This window comes from Geodermatophilus sp. SYSU D00879, assembly GCF_054050375.1.
The window spans coordinates 435,761-453,923 of sequence record NZ_JBJGZF010000001.1 but is presented as its reverse complement, the minus strand read 5'-3'; the positions used below and the strand labels follow the sequence as shown (position 1 = coordinate 453,923).

At 76.0% G+C, this 18,163-nt stretch carries 11 protein-coding genes; 10 read left to right on the top strand and 1 reads right to left on the bottom strand.

Features of this window, described 5'->3' with window-relative positions; genetic code table 11:
• Positions 1-200 precede the first annotated feature (200 nt).
• The 10 genes from ACI79B_RS02290 (at position 201) to ACI79B_RS02245 (ending at position 16,965) form a co-directional block, all read left to right on the top strand.
• Positions 201-1,721 carry a sugar transferase gene (locus ACI79B_RS02290; protein WP_456928188.1) on the top strand — a complete coding sequence of 507 codons (1,521 nt, stop codon included), beginning with the start codon at positions 201-203 and terminating at the stop codon, positions 1,719-1,721.
• On the top strand, positions 1,721-8,467 hold the full coding sequence (locus tag ACI79B_RS02285; protein WP_456928189.1) for a DUF4082 domain-containing protein: 6,747 nt from the start codon (positions 1,721-1,723) through the stop codon (positions 8,465-8,467). Before ACI79B_RS02290 ends, ACI79B_RS02285 begins: the two co-directional genes overlap by 1 nt.
• Before the next feature lie 112 nt (positions 8,468-8,579).
• Positions 8,580-9,641 carry a Gfo/Idh/MocA family protein gene (locus ACI79B_RS02280; RefSeq protein WP_456928190.1) on the top strand — a complete coding sequence of 354 codons (1,062 nt, stop codon included), beginning with the start codon at positions 8,580-8,582 and terminating at the stop codon, positions 9,639-9,641.
• On the top strand, positions 9,638-10,636 hold the full coding sequence (locus tag ACI79B_RS02275; RefSeq protein WP_456928191.1) for an NAD-dependent epimerase/dehydratase family protein: 999 nt from the start codon (positions 9,638-9,640) through the stop codon (positions 10,634-10,636). Before ACI79B_RS02280 ends, ACI79B_RS02275 begins: the two co-directional genes overlap by 4 nt.
• Positions 10,633-11,793, top strand: a complete 1,161-nt coding sequence (locus ACI79B_RS02270) for a DegT/DnrJ/EryC1/StrS family aminotransferase (RefSeq protein WP_456928192.1) — start codon at positions 10,633-10,635, stop codon at positions 11,791-11,793. The genes ACI79B_RS02275 and ACI79B_RS02270 overlap by 4 nt, the downstream gene beginning before the upstream one ends.
• Positions 11,790-12,488: an acetyltransferase gene (locus tag ACI79B_RS02265; protein WP_456928193.1), complete on the top strand. Its 699-nt coding sequence runs from the start codon at positions 11,790-11,792 to the stop codon at positions 12,486-12,488. Before ACI79B_RS02270 ends, ACI79B_RS02265 begins: the two co-directional genes overlap by 4 nt.
• A complete protein-coding gene (locus tag ACI79B_RS02260) occupies positions 12,485-13,624 on the top strand; it encodes a DegT/DnrJ/EryC1/StrS family aminotransferase (RefSeq protein ID WP_456928194.1) in 1,140 nt (379 codons plus the stop codon). Before ACI79B_RS02265 ends, ACI79B_RS02260 begins: the two co-directional genes overlap by 4 nt.
• Positions 13,617-14,210: an acyltransferase gene (locus ACI79B_RS02255; RefSeq protein WP_456928195.1), complete on the top strand. Its 594-nt coding sequence runs from the start codon at positions 13,617-13,619 to the stop codon at positions 14,208-14,210. Before ACI79B_RS02260 ends, ACI79B_RS02255 begins: the two co-directional genes overlap by 8 nt.
• 8 nt (positions 14,211-14,218) lie before the next feature.
• The gene (locus tag ACI79B_RS02250) at positions 14,219-15,736 is read left to right on the top strand and encodes an oligosaccharide flippase family protein (RefSeq protein WP_456928196.1); all 1,518 of its coding nucleotides are present in this window, start codon (positions 14,219-14,221) and stop codon (positions 15,734-15,736) included.
• Positions 15,733-16,965: a glycosyltransferase gene (locus tag ACI79B_RS02245; protein ID WP_456928197.1), complete on the top strand. Its 1,233-nt coding sequence runs from the start codon at positions 15,733-15,735 to the stop codon at positions 16,963-16,965. Before ACI79B_RS02250 ends, ACI79B_RS02245 begins: the two co-directional genes overlap by 4 nt.
• On the opposite strand, the gene ACI79B_RS02240 is transcribed toward ACI79B_RS02245, so the two are convergent.
• Positions 16,946-18,112, bottom strand: a complete 1,167-nt coding sequence (locus ACI79B_RS02240; protein WP_456928198.1) for a glycosyltransferase — start codon at positions 18,110-18,112, stop codon at positions 16,946-16,948. The genes ACI79B_RS02245 and ACI79B_RS02240 overlap by 20 nt on opposite strands.
• Between the last annotated feature and the right edge of the window lie 51 nt (positions 18,113-18,163).

Below are 18,163 nucleotides of genomic sequence, written 5' to 3'. Positions count from 1 at the left end.
CAACGACTACGGCCCTGACTCGTTTCGCGCGAGCAGGCCGGACGGCGCGGAAGAGGGTTGCGGTGCGTCACCCCCCTCTGCTTCGTTGACCGCACTTCGGTGTCGGGCCACGCGATCCCGGTCGCTGTCCGTACACGGGAGGCACGGGGGAGACACGACGGGTCGTCCCCCGCCCAGGTGAGCAGAGGGGGCGGGTCAGGGTGCTCCACGACCTCGGTGAGCTGCACCGCGCGGGATCGACCGGCAGCGGCAGCCCGTCGACGGCCACCCCCCAGGGAGTACGGCGCCGTCGATGGGCGACGGTCGCTCCCGGACGACGTCCCGCCCCGGCGTGGCTGCGCCGCTACCGCGCCGCGACCGTCGTCTCCGACGTCCTCGCGGCCGTGGTGGCGGCCGCGCTGGCCCAGATCGTGCGGTTCGGCGTCGAGGTGGTCCCCTCGACGCTGCTGGTGCTGGGGCTGTTCCCGCTCGTGTGGGTCGCGGTCGTCACGCTCGCCGGGGGGCACCGCAGCGGCCACCTGGGCACCGGGACCGAGGAGTACCGGGCCGTCATCCGGGCCGGCGTCGGGTGCCTGGCCCTCGTCGCGCTCGTCTCGTACGCGTTCGCCCTGGAGCTGTCCCGGGGCCTGGTCGTGGTGGCCCTGCCCGGGGCCCTGCTGCTCAGCGCGGTCGGGCGCCACGTGCTCCGGCGGGGCGTGCACCGGCTGCGCGCCCGGGGCCGGTGCCTGCGCACGGTCCTGGCCGTCGGCCGGACGAACGCCGTCGCGGACCTGGTCCGGCAGCTCGACCACGACCGGCACTGCGGGATGGTCGTCGTCTCCGCCTGCGTGCCGGAGCCCTCGGTGGGGGCCGCGCTGGCGGACACCGGCGTCCCCGTCGGCGGGGACCTGCGGGCGGCGGCGCGGCTGGCCCGCCGGCTCGACGTCGACGCCGTCGCGGTCACCAGCTCCAGCGAGACCGCGGCGGTCTACCTCCGGCGGCTGTCGTGGGAGCTCGAGGGCAGCGGCATCGAGCTGCTCGTCGCGCCCGGGCTCATGGAGATCGCGGGCCCACGGATGCACGTGCGCCCCTTCATCGGCCTGCCGCTGGTACACGTGGAGGAGCCGGTCTTCGCCGGCCCGAAGCGGCTGGTCAAGGAGCTCATCGACCGGGTCGCCGCGGCGCTCGCCCTCGTGCTCGTGCTGCCGGTCCTGCTGGCGGTCGCGGTGGCGGTGCGGGTGGACAGCCCCGGCCCCGTCCTGTTCCGCCAGGTGCGCGTCGGCCGGCAGGGGCGCACCTTCTCGATGCTCAAGTTCCGCACGATGTGCGCCGACGCCGAGCAGCGGCGCGCCGAGCTGGCCGCGCGCAACCAGAACAGCGACGGACCGCTGTTCAAGGTGGCCGACGACCCCCGGGTCACGCGCGTCGGCCGGGTGCTGCGCCGCTACTCCGTCGACGAGCTGCCGCAGCTGCTCAACGTGCTGCTCGGCCAGATGTCGCTGGTCGGACCCCGGCCACCGCTCCCGGACGAGGTCGCCGTCTACGACGACTCGGTCGCCCGGCGCCTGCTGGTCAAGCCGGGACTGACCGGCCTGTGGCAGGTGTCCGGCCGCAGCGACCTCACCTGGGACGAGGCCGTGCGGCTGGACCTCCGCTACGTCGAGAACTGGTCGCTCGCCCTGGACCTGCAGATCCTCTGGAAGACCTTCGCCGCCGTGACCCGTCCCCTGGGGGCCTACTGATGGACACTCCGCGGGTCGCGCCCGCCCTGCGCCGGCTCGGGCTGGTGCTGGTCGCCGTGGCGCTGGCCGCGGTGGGCCTGGCCGCCGTGCCGCAGCGGGCCGTCGCCGCCACCGACCCGTGCGCCGCCCCCGTGCTCAACCGGGTCGCCTGCGAGAACACCCAGCAGGGCAGCGCCGACTGGGTCGTGACGCCCGACAGCAGCATCGAGGGCTTCACCACCGACATCAGCGCCGACCTCGGCGACCGGGTCGACTTCAAGATCCGCACCGACTCGCGGGACTACCGCGTCGACGTCTACCGGCTGGGCTGGTACGGCGGCGCGGGCGGCCGCTTCGTCCAGTCGGTGCGCCCGAGCGCCGCGCTGCCGCAGCGCCAGCCCGACTGCCTGCGCGACGCCACCACCGGCATGGTCGACTGCGGCAACTGGGCGGTCTCGGCGAGCTGGACGGTGCCTCCCACCGCAGTCTCGGGCGTCTACGTCGCCGTGCTGCACCGCAACGACACCTCCGCCGAGAACCAAGTCACCTTCGTCGTCCGCGACGACAGCAGCCGCTCCGACGTCGTCTTCCAGACCTCGGACACCACCTGGGCGGCCTACAACGACTGGGGTGGCGCCAGCACCTACTACGGCGACGGCCCCGGGGGCGCCGGCCGGGCGTACTCGGTCAGCTACAACCGCCCGCTGGCCCCAGGCGAGTCCGCCGGGCAGGCGGCCTACGCCGAGTACCCGATGATCCGGTTCCTCGAGCGCAACGGCTACGACGTCTCCTACATCGCCGGTGTGGACACCGACCGGTACGGCAGCCTGCTCACCAACCACCGGCTGTTCCTGTCGGTCGGGCACGACGAGTACTGGTCCGGCCCGCAGCGCGCAGCGGTCGAGCGGGCCAAGGCCGCCGGCGTGAACCTGGCGTTCTTCAGCGGCAACGAGATGTGGTGGCGGTTCCGCTGGGGCCCGTCGATGGACGGTTCGGGCGCCGACCACCGCTCGCTAATCGTCTACAAGTCCAGTCTCGACGGCGCGCAGACCGACCCCTCCGGCGACTGGACCGGCACCTGGCGCGACCCGCGCTTCCGGCAGCCGGGAGTGACCCCCGAGAACGCGCTCATCGGCCAGCAGTTCTCGGTCAACGGCAACGGCGCGGGCTCCCGCGCCGACTCCCTCGCCGTGCCCGCCGAGTACGGGAAGGCCCGGCTGTGGCGCAACACCGCCGTCGCGAGCCAGGCGGCCGGCGCCACCTACACCTTCGGTCCCGGGACCCTCGGCTACGAGTGGGACTCCGACGTCGACAACGGCTTCCGGCCGGCCGGGCTCGCCCACCTGTCCCACACGGTGGTCGACGTCGCCGAGGCCGACGTGCTGCAGGACGACTTCGGGGTGCGGTACGCCCCGGGCCGGGCCACCCACAACCTCACGCTCTACCGCGACCGGACCAGCGGCGCGCTGGTCTTCGGGGCGGGCACCGTGCAGTGGTCCTGGGGGCTCGACGACGAGCACGCGGGCGGGGGCCCGGCCGTCGCGAACACCCCCATGCGGCAGGCCACGGTGAACCTGTTCGCCGACATGGGCGTCCAGCCGGCGACCCTGCAGTCGGACCTGCGGGCCGCCACCGCGAGCACCGACACGACGCCGCCGCAGGTGACCATCACCGCGCCGGGCGCGGCCGACCCGGTGTCCGTGGGCACCCCGGTCACGGTCCGGGGCACGGCGACCGACGTCGGCGGCGGGATCGTCACCGGGGTCGAGGTCTCGGTGGACGGCGGCGCGACCTGGCACCCGGCGCAGGGCCGCGGCGAGTGGTCCTACACGTGGACGCCCACCGCCTCCGGGCCGCTGCCGGTGCGCGTGCGCGCGGTCGACGACAGCGCGCGGCTGTCCGCGCCGGTCGCCCTGGACACCGCCATCGGCCAGCGCACCTGCCCCTGCACCATCTGGCCCGACTCCGCCGTCCCCGGGACGCCGGACACCGCCGACTCCACGCCGCTCGAGCTCGGGGTGCGGTGGCAGTCCCAGGTCGCCGGCTACGTCACCGGGATCCGCTTCTACAAGGGCGCGGGCAACACCGGCACGCACACCGGCAGCCTGTGGACCAGCGACGGGCGGCTGCTCGCCACCGGGACCTTCTCGAACGAGACGGCCACCGGCTGGCAGACGCTCACCCTCAAGACGCCGGTGGCCGTGTCGGCGGGGACGACCTACGTGGCCTCCTACTTCGCCCCGGCCGGGCACTACGCCGCCGACGGCGGGTACTTCTCCGCCGCGGGCACCACGACCGAGCCGCTGACCGCGCTGCGCGACGGCGCCGACGGTCCCAACGGCGTGTACCGCGTGGGCGGGACCGGCTTCCCGGAGAGCACGTTCCAGGGCGCCAACTACTGGGTGGACGTGGTCTTCCAGAGCACCGCGCCGCCGGACACCACCGCACCGTCGGTGACCCCGGGAAGCCCGATCGACGGCAGCAGCAGCGTGCCGCAGTCGACGGCGGTCACCGCGGTCTTCGACGAGCCGGTCGACGCGACCAGCATCCGCATCGGCGTCACCGGCGCCGGCGGTTCGGCCGTCGCCGGCGCCACGAGCTACGACCCGGGCACCCGCACGGCCACGTTCCGGCCCTCGGAGCAGCTGGCGGCGGCCACCCGCTTCACCGTGACCGTCTCCGCGGCCCGGGACACCGCCGGCAACCCTCTCGCCGCGCCGGTCAGCTGGTCGTTCACCACGGCCCGGCCCCCGGCGGTCCCGGGCGTGTGCCCGTGCAGCATCTGGGACGACACGGTGGTCCCGGCCGTGGTCACCGTGGCCGACCCCGCGGCCGTCGAGCTCGGCATGCGCTTCCGCGCCGACACCGACGGGACCGTCACCGGCGTCCGCTTCTACAAGGGCCCGCAGAACACCGGGACGCACACCGGGACGCTGTGGTCGGCCGACGGCCGCCAGCTGGCCCGCGCCACGTTCTCCTCGGAGTCCACCGCCGGCTGGCAGGAGGTCGCGTTCGACCAGCCGGTCGAGGTGACCGCCGGGACGACCTACGTGGTCTCGTACCACACCGACGCCGGCTACTACTCCGCCACGGCGGGCGGCCTGTCCCAGGCGGTGGTGCGGGCTCCGCTCACCGCCCTCGCCGACGGCGCGGACGGCCCCAACGGCGTGTACGTCTACGGCGGCAGCGCCTTCCCGACGCGGCCCGGCTCGGCCAACTACTGGGTCGACGTGGTCTTCCGGCCGGCCCCGGACACCCTGCCGCCGACCGTGACCGGGACCGCGCCGGGCACCGGCACCACGAGCGTGCCCGTCGACGCCACCGTCTCGGCCGCGTTCAGCGAGCCGGTGGACCCGGCGTCGGTCAGCGTGTCCGTGTCCTCCGCGGCGGGCGCCGCCGTCCCCGGGACGACGGCCTACGACGCCGAGACCCGCACGGTCCGGTTCACGCCGGCGGCTCCGCTGGCGGCCGCCACCGGGTACACCGCGACGGTGTCGGGGGTGCGCGACACCTCGGGCAACGCCATGACCGGGCCCTGGACCTGGTCGTTCACCACCTCGGGTGTCGGCGCCTGCCCCTGCACGCTGTTCAGCGACGCCGTGCCCGGGAACCCGGCGACCGACGACGGCCGGTCGGTGGAGCTCGGCACCCGGCTGCGCTTCGACGTCGACGGGTGGGTCACCGGCGTCCGGTTCTACAAGGGCGCCGGCAACACCGGCACCCACACCGGCACCCTCTGGAGCGCCGACGGCCAGGTGCTCGCGACGGGCACCTTCGACGCGGAGACGGCCGCGGGCTGGCAGCAGATGCGCTTCGCCAACCCGGTGGCGGTGACGGCGGGGACCACCTACGTCGTCTCCTACCACGCGCCGTCGGGCCACTACGCCGCCGACGTCGGCGCCTTCACCGACCGCGGCCGGGACAACGCGCCGGTCCACGCGCTGCGCGACGGCGCCGACGGGCCCAACGGGGTCTACGCCTACGGGACGGCCTCCGCGTTCCCGACGAGCAGCTACCGGGGCAGCAACTACTGGGTCGACGCGGTGTTCGAGACCGCGCCGCCCACCGACACGACCCCGCCGGCGGTGACCACCACCTCGCCCGGCGACGGCTGGTCCAGCGTCCCGGTGGACTCCCCGGTGCAGTTCACCTACGACGAGGGGATCCAAGCCGGCACGGCGGTCGTGCGGGTCACCACGGCCCAGGGCGCCGCGGTGCCGGGCACGGTCACCGGCTTCGGTGCGCGCACCGTCGTCTTCCGGCCCGACGCCCCATTCCCGCCGGGCGCGGTGGTCACCGCGACGATCGAGGGGACGCAGGACCTGGCCGGCAATCCGATGGCCGCGCCGGTGAGCGTCTCGTTCACCACCGCGGCCGGGCAGTCGGCCGGCTGCCCCTGCACGCTGTTCCCCGAGAGCACGGTGCCGGGCGTCGCGGCCGACGGCGACGCCGAGCCGATCGAGCTGGGCGTGCGGTTCACCACCGACACGCCGGGGTCGGTGACCGGGGTGCGGTTCTACAAGGGACCGGGCAACACCGGCACCCACACCGGCAGCCTGTGGGCGCCCGACGGGACCCGACTGGCCACGGCCACCTTCATGGGGGAGACCAGCGGCGGCTGGCAGCAGGTGCTGTTCGACGCGCCCGTGCCGGTGACCCCCGGGGTGACCTACACGGCGAGCTACCACACCGAGACCGGGCACTACAGCTACACGCGGGGGACCTTCGAGTTCACCGGCGTGGACCGCGGGCCGCTGCACGCCCCCCGGGCCACGGCGACCGAGCCCAACGGCGTCTACGTCTACGGCGCCTCGGCGATGCCCACCCGCGGGTCGAGCACCGACTACGGCGTCGACGTCGTGTTCGTGACCGACGGCAGCGGCACCCCGCCGCCACCGGCCGGCGCGGACACGACGCCGCCGCAGCCGGTGCGCACGGTGCCCGCCGACGGGACGCAGGACGTGAGCACGACGGCGCCGGTCGGCGCCACGTTCTCCGAGCCGCTGGCCGCCTCCTCGGTGCGCTTCACCCTCAGCGGGCCGGCCGGGACCGTGCCGGTCATCGCCGGGCTGGACGCCGCGGGGACGACGGTGAGCGCCACGCCCACGGCGGCACTGGCGGCCGGGACGACGTACACGGCGGCCCTCGTGGTCGCCGACGCGGCCGGGAACACGGTGCCCGCCCCGGTGACCTGGACGTTCACCACCGGCGCGGCCGGCTCGCCCACCGCGGGGAGCTGCCCGTGCACGCTGTTCCCCGACAGCGCGGTGCCCACGGCGGTCGCCGACGACGACTCCGCCGCGGTGGAGCTGGGCGTGCGGTTCACCACCGACACCGCCGGCGTGGTCACCGGGGTGCGGTTCTGGAAGAGCGCCGGCAACACCGGCACGCACACCGGCAGCCTGTGGGCGCCCGACGGGACCCGGCTGGCCACGGCCACCTTCGTCGAGGAGTCGGCGAGCGGCTGGCAGACGGTCCTCTTCGACACGCCCGTGGCCGTCTCGCCCGGGGTGACCTACACGGCGAGCTACCACACCGACACCGGTCGCTACGGCTACACGCGGGGTGCCTTCGAGTTCACCGGGGTGGACCGGGCGCCGCTGCACGCGCCGCAGGCCACGGCGACCGAGCCCAACGGCGTCTACGTCTACGGCGCCTCGGCGATGCCCACCCGCGGGTCGAGCACCGACTACGGCGTCGACGTGGTCTTCGTACCGCAGGAGGCGCCCACCGTGACGGCCACGGCGGCTCCGCGGAGCGCGCCGACCCCGGCGCCGACGACGGAGCCCGCGCCGACGACGGAACCCGCGCCGACGACGGAACCCGCGCCGACGACGGAGCCCGCGCCGACGACGGAGCCCGCGCCGACGACGCAGTCCGCGCCGACCACCACCTCGCCGGCGCCGTCCTCGACCGAGCCGGCACCGTCCTCGACCGAGCCCGCCCCGTCGACGGCGCCGGCGCCGACCCCGACTTCCTCGCTGTACGGGGCGGGGGACACGCCCCCGGCCGACGCGGTGACCGATCCGACGCCCGCCGAGCTCGGCGCCCGGTTCACCACTGCGGCCGACGTCTGGGTGACCGCGCTGCGCTTCGCCAAGGGCGCCGGGGCGACCGGGGCGCACGTGGGCAGCCTGTGGACCGCCGACGGGCAGCGGCTGGCCACGGTCCGCTTCGCGGACGAGACGGACACCGGCTGGCAGACCGCCGTCCTCCTCCAGCCGGTCGCCCTCCGGGCGGGCCAGGAGTACGTGGTCTCCTACAGCGCGCCGGAGGGCCGGTGGTCGCAGACCGATGGCGGGTCGGCCACCGACCGCACCAGCGGGCCGCTCACCGCACCGGCGGACCGCGCCGGCGCGCCCAACGGCGTCACCGGCCCGGCCGGGTCCTTCCCGACCGAGGCCGCCGACGGGGCGGCGTTCTGGGTCGACGTCGTGGTCGCCACCACCGCGCCGCCCGAGGCGGGCGAGGACACCGTGGCCCCGGCGGTCACCGCCACCGGGCCGGCGAGCCCGGCGACGACCGGGGCCACTCCGACCGCCGTGTTCAGCGAGGGGGTCCGGGACGTCCGGATGACCCTCGCCGGACCCGACGGCACGCCGGTCCCGGCGGTGCTCACCTGGGATCCCACCACCCTGGCCGCCCGGCTCGAGCCCGCGCAGCTGCTGGTGGCGGGGGCGACCTACACGGTGACCGTGGACGCCGCCCGGGACGCGGCCGGCAACGCCCTGGCGGGGCCGGTGACGTGGACGGTCGAGGTCCGGTGACCCGAACCGCAGGGATCCGGAACCGGCGCGACGCGAGGACCCCCACGACGGGCGAAGGCACTCCAGACTGGCGCGGCGCGCGACCGGTCGCGGACCACACGGGGAGAGAGCAGTGAGCACACCCATCGGTATCGCCGTGATCGGGGCCGGCTACTGGGGGCCGAACCTGGTGCGCAACGCCCAGGCCACCCCCGGGCTCCGCCTCGAGTACCTGTGCGACCTGGACGTGAACCGGGCGCGCGCGGTCCTCGGGGACTACAGCACCGTCCGGGTCACCGCCGACCTCGACGCGGTGCTGGCCGACCCGGCGGTCGGCGCGGTGGCGGTCGCCACCCCGGCGGCCACCCACGCCGGCATCGCGATGGCCGCGCTGGCGGCGGGCAAGCACGTGCTGGTCGAGAAGCCGCTGGCGGCCAGCCTGTCCGACGGCGCGAAGATCGTGCGGACCGCCGAGGAGGCCGGGCTGGTCCTCATGCTCGACCACACCTACTGCTACACGCCGGCCGTCTCCCACCTGCGCGAGCTGGTGCGCGGCGGGGAGCTCGGCACCCTGCAGTACCTGGACTCGGTGCGGATCAACCTGGGCCTGGTGCAGGCCGACGTCGACGTCGTCTGGGACCTCGCGCCGCACGACCTGTCGATCCTCGACTCGCTGCTGCCCGACGGCGTCACCCCGGTGAGCGTGGCCGCGCACGGCGCCGACCCGCTCGGCTGCGGGCAGGTCTGCGTCGCCCACCTGTCGATCGAGCTGAGCACCGGGGCGCTCGCGCACGTGCACGTCAACTGGCTGTCGCCGACGAAGGTCCGCACGACGATCGTCGGCGGCTCGCGGCGCACCGTCGTCTGGGACGACCTCAACCCGACCCAGCGGGTGGCGGTCTACGACCGCTCCATCGAGACCCGCGACCCCGCGGAGCTGGGCGTCGAGGCCCGCAACCAGACGCGGGTGTCCTACCGGATCGGGGACATGGTCGCCCCGGCCCTCCCCGAGAGAGAGGCACTGCGCACGATGATGAGCGAGTTCGCCGCGGCGATCACCGAGGGGCGGTCGCCGCTCACCGACGGCCGCTCCGGCCTGCGGGTCCTGGCGATGCTGGAGGCCGCGAGCGCGAGCCTCCGCAGCGGCGGCGTGGCGGTCCCGGTCGAGCAGGCGGCCGTGGAGGTGGCCGCGTGAGCGCCGCCGTGGAGCTCGCCGGCAGCCGGGTGCTGGTCACCGGCGGCGCGGGCACGATCGGGTCGCACGTGGTCGACCAGCTCGTCGACGCCGGTGCCGCGGAGGTCGTCGTCCTCGACAACCTGGTGCGGGGCCGGCTGGCCAACCTCGACCGGGCGCTGGAGCGCGGCGGCGACGTCGTCCGCGTGGTCGAAGGGGACATCCGCGACGTCGCGCTGGTGCACGAGCTGACCCGCGGGAAGGACCTGGTCTTCCACCTCGCCGCGCTGCGGATCACCCAGTGCGCCGAGCAGCCGCGGCTGGCGCTGGAGTCGCTGGTCGACGGCACGTTCACGGTGCTCGAGGCGGCCGCCGAGCACGGGGTCGCCAAGGTGGTCGCCTCCTCGTCGGCGTCGGTCTACGGCCTGGCGGAGGAGTTCCCGACCACCGAGCGGCACCACCCGTACAACAACGACACGTTCTACGGAGCGGCCAAGGCCTTCAACGAGGGCATGCTGCGCAGCTTCAAGGCCATGTGCGACCTGGACTCGGTCGCGCTGCGCTACTTCAACGTCTACGGCCCGCGGATGGACGTGTACGGCGTCTACACCGAGGTGCTGATCCGGTGGATGGAGCGCATCGCCGCCGGTGAGCCGCCGCTGATCCTCGGCGACGGCCTGCAGACCATGGACTTCGTCCACGTCGAGGACATCGCCCGCGCCAACCTGCTGGCCGCGCAGGCCGACGTCACCGACACCGTCTTCAACATCGCCTCGGGCGCCGAGACCAGCCTGCGCGAGCTCGCCGACCGGCTGCTGGCGGCGATGGGCTCGGACCTGACGCCGGTGCACGGGGAGGCGCGGAAGGTCAACGCGGTCACGCGGCGGCTGGCCGACGTCACCGCGGCCCGGGAGCAGCTCGGCTGGACCGCGCAGATCGGTCTCGACGAGGGCCTGCGCGGACTGGTCGAGTGGTGGCGGGCCGAGCGGGCGCCGGCGCAGGAGTCGCTGGCATGAGCGTCGTCGACACGTCGGTGCCGGCGCTGCCCACCATCCCGGTGATGAAGCCGTGGCTGGGCGAGGAGGAGGCCGCGGCCGCCGCCGAGGCGGTGGCGTCGGGGTGGGTGGCGCAGGGGCCGCGGGTCAAGGCGTTCGAGGAGGCGTTCGCCCGCCGGGTCGGGGTCCCCGAGGCGGTCGCCGTCTCCAACTGCACGACCGGGCTGCACCTGGCGCTGCACCTGCTCGGCGTGGGGCCCGGCGACGAGGTCGTCGTCCCGTCGTTCTCCTTCATCGCGACCGCCAACGCCGCCCGCTACGTGGGCGCCGAGCCGGTCTTCGCCGACGTCGACGTGGTCACCGGCAACCTGACCGCGGCCACGGTGGAGGCGGTGCTGACGCCGCGCACCCGCGCGGTCGTCGTCGTCCACCAGGCCGGGGTCCCCGCCGACGTCCCGGCGCTGCAGGCGCTGCTCGCGCCGCGCGGGATCGCGGTGGTGGAGGACGCCGCCTGCGCCATCGGCAGCACCCTGCAGGGCCGGCCGGTGGGCGCCGGCGCGCAGCTGGCCGCCTTCTCCTTCCACCCGCGCAAGCTGGTGACGACCGGCGAGGGCGGCATGCTGACCACCACCTCGCCCGAGGTCGCCGCCCGCGCCCGGCGGCTGCGCGAGCACGGGATGAGCGTCAGCGCGGCCGACCGGCACGCCACCGGCCGGGTCGCCCCCGAGGAGTACCTCGAGCCCGGCTTCAACTTCCGGATGACCGACGTGCAGGCCGCCATCGGGCAGGTGCAGCTGACCCGGCTGGACGCGATGGTCGCGCGGCGGCGCGAGCTGGCCGCCCGCTACCGCGAGCTGCTGGCAGGGCTGCCGGGCCTGCGCATGGTCGACGACCCGCCGTGGGGGACGACCAACTACCAGTCCTGCTGGGTGCTGCTGCCCGAGGACGCGCCCGTCGGCCGGGACGCCGTCCTCGAGCGGATGAGCGCGGCCGGGGTCTCCGGCCGCCGCGGCATCATGGCCGCCCACCTCGAGCCGGCCTACGCCGACCGGCCGCAGGTGACGCTGCCGGTCACCGAGCGACTCACGGCCGACACCCTCATCCTGCCGCTGTTCCACCAGATGACCGAGGCCGACCAGGACCGCGTGGTCGACGCCCTCACCGCGGCGCTGCGGTGAGCGCGACCGCGCGGCCCCTGCTGGTCCTCGGCTCGGGTGGTGCCGCCCGCGAGGCCGTCCAGCTGCTGCGCGCCTGCCCGGAGGCCGCCTCCGGCGGTCCCGTCGCGGTCGCCGGGTTCCTCGACGACGACCCGGCGCGCGCGGGCACCGCGGTCGACGGCGTCCCCGTGCTGGGGACCACCGCCGAGGCTCCCGACCGGGCCGCCCGCGGCGCGCTGCTGCTGGCCTGCGTCGGCAACCCGGTGGCGCCGGCCTCCCGGCAGCGGCTGGTCGACCGGCTCGGCCTGCCCGACGAGGTGTGGGGCACCGTGGTGCACCCGCTGGCCAGCGTCTCCCCGGACAGCACGGTGGGCGCGGGTTCCGTCCTGCACGCCGGCGTCGTCCTCACCGCCGCCGTCACCGTCGGCCGGCACGTCTACGTCATGCCGCACGTCGTCCTCACCCACGACGACGAGGTCGGCGATGCGGCCACCTTCGGTGCCGGCGTCCGCTTGGCCGGCGGCGTGTCGGTCGGTGCCGCCGCCTACCTCGGCTCGGGCGCCCTCGTCCGCGAGCACCGGCGGATCGGCGCCGGCGCCGTCGTCGGCATGGGCAGCGTCGTCGTCCGCGACGTCCCGCCCGGTCAGACCTGGGCCGGCAACCCGGCCCGCCCCCTCACCCCGTCCCCGGCGCAGCTCCTGGAGGCCTCCCTGTGACCACCGTCGACCGTCCCGTGACGACCGGCCCGGTGCCGCTGGTCGACCTCGGCCTCCAGCGCGACCGCATCGCGGACGAGGTCGCCGAGGGGTTCGCGCGCGTGCTGGCCACGACGGCGTTCATCGGCGGCCCCGACGTCGGCGCCTTCGAGGAGGAGTTCGCCGCGTTCACCGGCCGCGCGCACTGCGTCGGGGTCGGCAACGGCACCGATGCGCTGGAGTTCGCGCTGCGCGCCGCCGGCGTCGGCGCGGGCGACCCCGTGGCGCTGCCGGCCAACACCTTCGTGGCCAGCGCGGAGGCGGTGCTGCGTGCCGGCGGCCGCCCGGTACCGGTGGACGTCGACGACGAGCACCTGCTGCTCGACCCCGCCGCCCTCGAGGCGGTCGCGGGGGAGTGCCGCGCGGTGCTGCCGGTCCACCTGTTCGGCCAGATGGCGCCGATGGCGGACATCCGCGAGGTCGCCGACCGGCACGGGCTGGTCGTGGTCGAGGACGCCGCGCAGGCGCAGGGTGCCACGCACCGGGGGGTGCCGATGGGCGGCTGGGGCACCGCGACCGGGACGAGCTTCTACCCGGGCAAGAACCTCGGCGCCTACGGCGACGCGGGCGCGGTGACCACCGACGACCCCGGCGTCGCGCGCACCGTGCGGCTGCTGGCCAACCACGGCAGCGAGGTCAAGTACCAGCACCCGGTCCTGGGCTTCAACTCCCGGCTGGACACGCTGCAGGCGGTGGTGCTCCGGGCCAAGTTGCGCCGGCTGACCGAGTGGAACGCCGAGCGGGTGGCGGCCGCGGAGCGCTACGCGGACCTGCTCGCCGGCGTGCCGGGGGTGCGGCTGCCGGCGGTGGCTTCCGGCAACGAGCACGTGTGGCACCTGTACGTCGTGCGGGTGGCCGCCCGGGACGCCGTCCTGGCCGACCTCAACGCGGCCGGCGTCGGCGCCGGCATCCACTACCCGGTGCCGGTCCACCTCACCGGCGCACTCTCCCCGGTGGGGCACGGGCCCGGCGACTTCCCGGTCGCCGAGCGGGCGGCGGGCGAGATCCTGTCGCTCCCGCTGTTCCCCGGCATCACGCCCGCCCAGCAGGAGCGCGTCGCCGAGGTGCTGGCCGGGGCGGTGGCGCGGCATGGCTGAGCCGGCCGGCGTGCGGGTGCACCCGCTGGGGCTGTGCGAGAGCGACGACGTCGGCCCCGGCACGCGGATCTGGGCCTGGGCGCACGTGCTGCCCGGCGCCCGCGTCGGTGCCGACTGCAACGTGTGCGACCACTCCTTCGTCGAGGGCGGCGCGCGGCTCGGCGACCGGGTGACGGTGAAGAACGGCGTCCTGGTCTTCGACGGGGTCGACGTCGGCGACGACGTGTTCCTCGGTCCCGGCGTCGTGTTCACCAACGACCTGCGGCCTCGCGCGCACGTGAAGAAGGGTCCCGACGCGCTGCTGCCCACGGTGGTGGAGGACGGCGTGACCCTCGGCGCCGGCACCGTCGTCGTGTGCGGCACCCGGATCGGACGGCACGCCTTCGCCGCTGCCGGGGCCGTGGTCACCCGCGACGTCCCCGCGCACGCCTTCGTCGCCGGCAACCCCGCGCGGCAGCGCGGCTGGGTCTGCTCCTGCGGCGAGCGGCTCGACGAGGACCTCACCTGCGCCGCCTGCGGGCAGGCGTACGAGCGCTCCGGCACGGGCCTCGCGGCGATCCAGGTCCCGGCGGCGTCAGGCGCCTGACGATGGGGATGCGCGTCGGCGCGGACGGCTCGCTCTTCGGCCGGGCGGGCCGCGCCCTGGGCTGGAGCGTGGCCAGCACGGCGATCGGCAAGCTGAGCACGCTGGCCATCGGTGTCGCGCTCGCCCGCATCCTCGGCCCCGAGGAGTTCGGCACGTTCGCCGTCGCCCTGGTGGCGCTGCTGGCCGTGCTCAGCTTCAACGAACTGGGCGTCAGCCTGGCGATCGTCCGCTGGCCCGGCGAGCCGGAGGAGATCGCGCCCACCGTCGCGACGCTGTCGGTCGTCTCCAGCGCCGTAACCTACGCAGGCTGCTGGGTCGCGGCGCCGGCGTTCAGCGAGCTCATGGGCCAGCCCGGCGCCACCCCGACCGTCCGGCTGCTGTGCGTGTGCGTGCTGGTGAACGGGTTGGTGGCCGCGCCGGCCGCGGTGCTGCAGCGCCACTTCCGGCAGGACCGCAAGCTGGTCGCCGACCAGGTGACCACCTGGGTGGGCGCGCTCACCTCGATCGGCTGCGCGGTGGCCGGCGCCGGGGCGATCAGCCTGGCCATCGGGCAGCTGACCGGCGCTGTCGCCGGAGCCGTGCTGCTCGCCGCGTTCGCGCCCTCGGCGCTGCGGCTGGGGTTCGACGCCGGCCGGGCACGCGCGCTGCTGCGCTTCGGGCTGCCCCTTGCGGGCTCGAGCATCGTCGTGTTCGCCGTGGGCAACGCCGACCGGCTGATCGTGGGGGCGGTCCTCGGCCCGGTGCCCCTGGGGCTGTACGTCCTCGCGGTCAACCTGTCCAACTGGCCGGTCGCCGTCTTCTCCCAGCCCGTGCGGGCCGTCGCGCCGGCCACGCTGGCCCGCCTGCAGCACGACCCGCCCGCGATGCGCTCGACCTTCCTCACCACCGCCGGCCTGCTCGCCGCGGTGACCGCGCCGGTGTGCGCGCTGCTGGGCGGGGCCGCCGAGCCGCTGGTGCGGCTGGTCTACGGCGCGGTCTGGGCCCCGGCGGCCGACGTCCTGCCGTGGCTGGCCGCGCTGGCGGTGCTCCGGGTCCTGTTCGAGCTGCACTACGACCACCTGGTCGTGCTGGCCCGCACCCGGGTGGTCTTCCTCGCCCAGGCCCTGTGGCTGGCCGCACTGGTGCCGGCGACAGTCCTCGGGGCCCGGGTCGCCGGTGCCGCGGGCGCCGCGGCGGCCTCGCTGCTGGTCGCGGCGCTGGTGGTCGCGCCGGTGTACCTGGCCGCGGTGGGGCGTGAGGGGATCGCCCCCGCCGCGGTGGGCGCACGGGTGGCCCTGCCCGTCGGGGTGGCCGTCGCCGTGGGCGCCCTCGCGTGGCTCGCCGCGGGGACCGTCGGCCCGGATCTCGTCGCCCTCGCGACCGCCGCCGTGCCGGCCGTCGCGGCGATGGCCCTGCTGCTGTACCGGTCCCGGGACGACGTCCGGCGGCTGCGCGCCGCCCTCGGGCAGCCCGGGGCCGCCGCGCCGCAGGAGGAGGTCCCCGCGCCCGCGGAGACCGCAGGCACGACAGGGGGGATCGGCCGGTGAGGCCACTGCGCGTCGTCGTCTACCCGCACACGATGGAGATCGGGGGCAGCCAGCTCAACGCGCTGGAGATCGCCGCCGCCGTCCGCGACCGCGGTCACGAGGTGCTGCTCTACGCGCCCGACGGCGACCTGCTCGCGCACGCCGACCGGCTGGGCCTCGAGCACGTGCTCGCGGCCCGCGCGCCCTTCCACCCCTCGCCCACCGTCACCGCCGACCTGCTGCGCCTGGTGCGCGACCGCGGCGTCGACGTCCTGCACGGCTACGAGTGGCCGCCGGCGCTGGAGGCCGTCGCCGTCCGCGCGCTGCGCCCGCAGGTGGCGGCCGTCGCCACGGTCATGTCGATGGCGATCCCGCCGTTCCTGCCTTCCTCCATGCCGCTGGTCGTGGGCACCCAGCGTCTGGCCGACCAGGGCCGCCGCACCCGGCGCGGCCCGGTCCAGCTGATCGAGCCGCCGGTCGACACCGAGGCCAACCGGCCCGGGGTGGCGGCAGCCGCGTTCGCCGCTGCCCACCCGGCCGAGCCCGGCACCGCCCAGGTCGTCGTCGTCTCCCGGCTGGCGCACGAGCTCAAGCTGGAGGGCATCCTGACCGCCGTCCGCGCGGTCGCGGCGCTGGCCCGCAGCCGCCCGGTCCGGCTGGTCGTGGTGGGCGACGGGCCGGCGGCGCCGGAGGTCCGGGCGGCCGCCGTGCAGGCCAACCGGACGGCCGGCCGCGACGTCGTCCTGGTCACCGGCCAGCTCGACGATCCCCGCGGGGCCTACGACGCTGCCGACGTCTGCCTGGGCATGGGCGGGTCGGCGCTGCGCGCCCTCGCCTTCGCCAAGCCGCTGGTGGTGCAGGGGGAGCGGGGCTTCTTCGAGCTGCTCACCCCCGACAGCGTCGGTCCCTTCCTCGAGCGGGGCTGGTACGGCGTGGGGGACCGGACCCCCGAGCAGGCCGCCGCGCACCTGGCGGCGGTCCTCACCGCGCTGCTCGACGACCCCGGGCGCCAGGAGGAGCTCGGGCGCTACGGCCGCGAGCTGGTGAAGGGGCGCTTCGACCTCGGCCGGGCCGCCGAGGTGCAGATCGAGCTCTACCGCCGGGCCGTCGAGGCCCGCGCCGGTGTGGGGCGCACGCTGGCCGAGGGCGCGCGGAGCACCGCCGCGGTGCTCGGGCACAAGGCGCGGCGGCGGGTCCAGCGGCTGCGCGGGGACGTCGCCCGGGACGACTTCAATGCCAAGCCCGCCTGACCGGAGCGGGCTCGCCGGAGCCGTCGGCCGCGCCGAGCAGCGTGCCGGCGCGCGCGGCCCAGCTGTTCTCGCGGGCCCAGGCGAGGCTGCGCTCCGGCCACCCGGCGGGCGGACCGGAGATGGCCAGCGAGGCCGCCGCCCCGGCGAACTCCGCGGGCTCCCCGGCCGTGGCGACCAGCCCGGCGGGCAGCAGGTCCAGGGCCGGCAGCGGGGTGCTCACCACCGGCACGCCGGCGGCGAGGTACTCCAGCGTCTTGAGCGGGATGCTCGCCTGGTTGAACGCCGTCCGGCGGTAGGGGGTCAGCCCCACGTCCACGGCGGCCAGGAAGCCGGGCAGCTGCTCGACCGGCCGGCGGCCCACCCACTGCACCCGGTCCCGCGCCAGCAGGGCCACCACGCGCGCCGGCTCGAAGGCCGGGTCGATCGGCCCGACCAGCAGCAGCGACAGGCCCGCGTCGACGACCGCCTCCAGCAGGGCGAGGTCCAGCCGCGGCGACAGCTGGCCCACCACGCCGGCGACGGGCCCGGTCAGGTGGACCTCCGGGGACCGGGACGCCTCCGCCACGCGCCGGCGCAGGTCCGGGTCGCAGCCGTTGGCCAGCACCTGCCCGTCGTGGCCGGCCCCCGACCAGCGCCCGGCGAGCACCGGGGAGATGGCCAGCCGCACCCCAGCGTCGGCGAGCTGGCGGCGCTCCCACCGGTCGAGCACGTCCCGGTCGATGCCCATGAGCTCGGCGCCGGCGGCGAAGTCGTCGGTGGCGAAGTAGACACGCGTGCCGCCCAGACGGGGGCGGGGCTGCGGCGTGGCGACCACCTCGACGGCGGGCACAGTCCCCTCGCGCCGCACGGCGGCCCGCGCCGCGCGGCCGGCGCGCCAGGAGGACAGGCGCCAGGTCGCGCGCCGGTTGGGCCAGGGCGGGCCGGCGGTCCGGACGGTCACCAGCGACGGCGACCGGCGGGTGAGCCGGACGGGACGCAGCAGGCCGCGCAGGCCCTCGGCGCGCAGCCAGTGCTGCAGCGGCACGGGCGGGTCGACCCACACCACCGGACGGTGCAGGGAGACCTCCTGCGCCAGGAGGCGGTCGGTGCCGGTGACCTCGTCCCAGCCCACGCCCGGGAACCAGACGACGCTGCCCGACGAGGTCATGACCCGGCGGGGACGGCGACGAGCGACATGGCGCTGGACAGTAACCGCGCG

Bases quoted from the DNA above. Each gene is read 5' to 3' on its own strand.
- ACI79B_RS02285 (WP_456928189.1), top strand. From the start codon at position 1,721: ATGGACACTCCGCGGGTCGCGCCCGCCCTGCGCCGGCTCGGGCTGGTG.
- ACI79B_RS02270 (WP_456928192.1), top strand. From the start codon at position 10,633: ATGAGCGTCGTCGACACGTCGGTGCCGGCGCTGCCCACCATCCCGGTG.
- ACI79B_RS02255 (WP_456928195.1), top strand. From the start codon at position 13,617: ATGGCTGAGCCGGCCGGCGTGCGGGTGCACCCGCTGGGGCTGTGCGAG.
- ACI79B_RS02250 (WP_456928196.1), top strand. From the start codon at position 14,219: ATGCGCGTCGGCGCGGACGGCTCGCTCTTCGGCCGGGCGGGCCGCGCC.
- ACI79B_RS02240 (WP_456928198.1), bottom strand. From the start codon at position 18,112: ATGACCTCGTCGGGCAGCGTCGTCTGGTTCCCGGGCGTGGGCTGGGAC.